This window comes from Clostridium sp. LS, from assembly GCF_002760435.1.
GTDB lineage: Bacteria > Bacillota > Clostridia > Clostridiales > Clostridiaceae > Clostridium.
This window is the reverse complement of the sequence record NZ_AUUU01000068.1, coordinates 1-4,162: the sequence shown is the minus strand read 5'-3', so window position 1 is coordinate 4,162 and position 4,162 is coordinate 1. Positions and strand designations below refer to the sequence as shown.

General features: G+C 29.3%; 3 protein-coding genes. All 3 read left to right on the top strand.

All coding sequences use genetic code 11. The features are described from left to right. Positions 1 to 278 precede the first annotated feature (278 nt). Positions 279 to 1,265, top strand: coding sequence for a hypothetical protein (locus COL3_RS16320; RefSeq protein WP_008428481.1), 987 nt, complete (start codon positions 279 to 281; stop codon positions 1,263 to 1,265). 333 nt (positions 1,266 to 1,598) lie between these two features. After that, on the top strand, positions 1,599 to 2,396 hold the full coding sequence (locus tag COL3_RS16315; RefSeq protein WP_008428480.1) for a phosphocholine cytidylyltransferase family protein: 798 nt from the start codon (positions 1,599 to 1,601) through the stop codon (positions 2,394 to 2,396). Between the two features lie 47 nt (positions 2,397 to 2,443). Continuing rightward, positions 2,444 to 3,742 carry a phosphoenolpyruvate mutase gene (gene aepX / locus COL3_RS16310; RefSeq protein WP_008428477.1) on the top strand — a complete coding sequence of 433 codons (1,299 nt, stop codon included), beginning with the start codon at positions 2,444 to 2,446 and terminating at the stop codon, positions 3,740 to 3,742. The last annotated feature ends 420 nt before the right edge of the window (positions 3,743 to 4,162 follow it).

Below are 4,162 nucleotides of genomic sequence, written 5' to 3'. Positions count from 1 at the left end.
AAATTGACCTAATAGGCTCGCTATGAGGGCAATTCGCCTCCTTGCCTGATGAAAAAATATCCATGGCAACTTTGGACTTGTTATTTATTTTCATGTGCCTTAAATGCGAGTAAATAAAGGCTCTTATAAAAACTTAAGTATAAATTAAGATAAATTTAATATTTAGACTATTATTTATTAATAAAAAATATGTATAATAAGAATATGATATAAAGTCAATTATTAACATGTATTGTATTTTTATCATAAATGAACATTATTTACAGGGGGAAAGAAAAATGAAATTAAAGAAAACTTTAGCATTTATTATGACAGCAGCTTTAACTGTTGGAACAATGGCTGGATGTAGCCAAGCAACATTAAATTATTCAAGAGAAATTTCAAATGTGGCGAAATGGGAAGCAACAACATCGAATATTCAGGGTACAGTCAATATAGATGTAAAAGGAGTAAAAGAACAAATAAATATTGCTGCTGATGGTTATACAGCTGGTAAGCAGACATATGTAGATATTAAATTCACTGATCCATCTGGTAAGTTTAATATTCCAGAACTTAAAGCATACAGTGATGGAACTACAAGCTATATAAATAAGAGCTTCTATGAAGGAATATCTGCACTTACTGGACAAGCTGCTCCAGCAGGATTAACTAGTATAAAAGAAGACTATATTGGAATTGATGTTGCATCAACAGGAATTGATGTAGATAAAATAAAAGCATTAACAACCAATCCAGATGCAATGGTTCAATTAGGAAAGACTATATTTGGAGAAAATAGTGATATAGATATACCATTTGTTCAAAATGGAAGAGAATATACAATCAATCTTGATGCAGATAAAACTGTTGATTTAGCTGGAAAAGCTGCAAAAGCTGCAGGAAACAACATAGAAAATATTAATAATACTTTTAAATTAGGAATACCAGCTGAAGGTATTACACAAATTAAAGCAGCAGTTAATGATGCTAAGTTTGATACAAGCTTAGCCGATCTTAAGACACTATTAGCTGGATCTACTATTAGCTCAAAAGAAGTATTTGCTGATACTAGCTATAATGCTGATTTTAATATGAACTTACAAATTAAAGATGCAGGAAGTATTTCATTAGTTTTAAAAGCAGTAGATACAAAGAGTGAAGTAAAAGCAATAACTTTCCCTACTAGCGTATATAAAACTACTCAACAAGATTTCAATAAATTATTAATTCCAACAGCAAGTACAGCAACTATACAATCTACAACAAATACAGTAGTAAAATAATATAAACTAATATAGGCTATGCCGAAAGTATTCTTAATGCTTTTGGTATAGCTTATTATTATACTAGAAATAATATTTGCAGGATATATAAAGCACATTCTAAAAAGTTTGAAAAGCACTTTTTAGAATGTGCTTTTTTTTGTTCAACTCAAGCATGTTTTTAAGATTTTAAAATATCTCTGAAAAATTAGTAAGTTTTTAACATGAACATATTGTTTTGAACAATGAAAGATGATAATATTATCATGTTCAAAAAATGAACCTAAGTTTGTGTCTATAGATTATAAAGTTAAATTATAAAAGTGATATTTAAATTAAGGGGGTATTCAATAAATGAGAAAAGTTAAAACTGCCGTAATTTTAGCTGCTGGAATGGGGTCCAGATTACATGATGTAACTAATGATATGCTGCCAAAAGGACTTATAAAGGTAAATGGTAAAAGCTTAGTTGAAAGATCCATTGAGAAATTAAGAAGTTTAGGCATTGAGAAAATTTATATTGTAACAGGTCATTTACATGAGTTTTATGATGAATTTGCAAAAGATAAAAAGTACATTGAAACAAAGAGAAACAGAAAATATAAGGCCACAGGAAGCATGACCTCCCTTTCAATATTAGAAGAAGAATTAAAGGAAGATTTTTTATTACTTGAAAGTGATCTTATTTATGAAGTATATGGATTAATAAAAGCACTTGAATATGAAAAAGATGATTGTGTTTTATTAAGTGGAAGGACAAACTCTGGAGACGAGTGCTATGTTGAAGTTAGAGATGATAATTTATACAAAATATCTAAAAACATAGAAGAAATAGAAAATGTATATGGAGAGTTAGTTGGTATTTCAAAAATTTCTATAGATTTATATAAAGAAATGCTAAAACAATATAAAAATTTTAATAGTTCAATATTTGAATATAAGAATGAGTATTTTTTTGACACTGAAAAGAATAAAGCAAAGAAATATGATTATGAAAATGCCATATTTGATGCTGCTAAAAAGAGAAAAGTTGGTTACCTAAAAATTGATAATCTAGTATGGGGAGAAATTGATGATAAACATCATCTTGAGAGAATAAAAAAAACTATACTTCCTAAATTAGAGAAGAATATTGAAGAAAAAATAATTTAAATTATATAAATTTAAAATAATTTTAGAATTAAGGGGAGATTAAAAATATGAAAACAGTATATGTTGCAATGAGTGCTGATATAATTCATCAAGGACATTTAAATGTATTAAATGAAGCGAGAAAACTTGGAGATATAATAGTAGGATTACATACTGATGATGTTATACGCGGTTATTGGAGAAATCCTATTATGAAATATGAAGAAAGAAAAGAAGTAGTTAATAATATCAAAGGGGTTGTATCTGTAATTGCACAAGATAGTTTGGATCAGGTTTCAAATCTTATAAAGCTTAAACCTGACTATGTTCTTCACGGAGATGATTGGAAAGATGGAGCCCAAAAGGAACTTAGGGAAAGGGTTATAGAAGCAATAAAGGAATGGGGAGGGGAACTTGTTGAAGTGCCATATACTCAAGGTGTATCTATTTCAAAACTAGATGAAGAGCTTGCTCAAATAGGAATCACTCCTCAAATGAGAATGAAAAGCCTTAAGGAATTAATTTATTCAAAAAAACCAGTTAGAATACTTGAAGCTCATAATGGTTTGACTGGATTAATTGTTGAAAAGACTAAAGTTGAGAAAGAAGGCAAAATAAAAGAATTCGATGGAATGTGGATAAGCTCTTTATGTGATTCAACTGCTAAAGGAAAACCAGATATAGAATTAGTAGACTTAACTTCAAGATTAAATACAATAAACGATATTTTAGAAGTTACAACAAAACCGATTATTGTTGATGGTGATACTGGTGGACAAATTGAACATTTCGTTTATACAGTTAAAACATTAGAAAGATTAGGCGTGTCAGCAATTATTATTGAAGATAAGACAGGTCTTAAGAAAAATTCATTATTTGGAACTGAAGTTGAACAAACTCAAGATACTATTGAACATTTTAGTGAAAAGATAAGAGCAGGAAGAGAAGCAAGAGTTACCAGCGATTTTATGATTATTTCAAGAATTGAAAGCTTAATTGCAGGAGCAGGGATGGATGATGCTATAAAAAGAGCACAAGCATATATTGAAGCTGGTACAGATGGCATTATGATTCATAGCAAAGAAAAAGATGGAAAAGAAATCATTGAGTTCTGCAGAAGATACAATGAATTTGAAAACAAGGTTCCATTAGTTGTAGTTCCAACTTCATACAACTTCATGAAAGAAGATGAACTAGTTGAGTTGGGAATTAATGTTATTATATATGCAAATCACTTAATAAGAAGTGCATACCCAGCAATGGTAAATACAGCAAAAAGTATATTAGAAAATGCGAGATCCAAAGAAGCATCAGAAAACTGTATGCCTATAAAAGAGATACTTACCCTAATTCCAGGTGGAATGTAATATAGATAAACAACATGTAAACTAGACATATATGCAATCAGCCGAAAGTAGACACATTGTTGTTTCATAGGACTATGAAAATTTCGCTGGAAGGTTCTAAATTTCAGGTTGCATCCATTCATACTTGCTCCAAATATAAAATTTGGACAAGTATGAATGGAACAGCCTAAAATTAAGAACCTTAGACAGCTCATTTTCAATGCCTACTCCACAAAAATGTGTCTACTTTCTAGTGCAGAAATGCGTATATATCTAGTGAATGTTGTTTATATATTTCAAAGTATATATTAAATTTACAACTGTGTTAGCTATTATAGATAACTAGATTATTAATTTAACTTATTAGATAACTATATTTAACAAGTCTTTATGTGGATATCTTAACTAGAAATAATAAATATTTTTGTAACCACAAGGGTC

Coding starts and splice junctions, on each gene's coding strand:
- COL3_RS16315 (WP_008428480.1), top strand. CDS start 1,599: ATGAGAAAAGTTAAAACTGCCGTAATTTTAGCTGCTGGAATGGGGTCC.
- COL3_RS16320 (WP_008428481.1), top strand. CDS start 279: ATGAAATTAAAGAAAACTTTAGCATTTATTATGACAGCAGCTTTAACT.
- aepX (WP_008428477.1), top strand. CDS start 2,444: ATGAAAACAGTATATGTTGCAATGAGTGCTGATATAATTCATCAAGGA.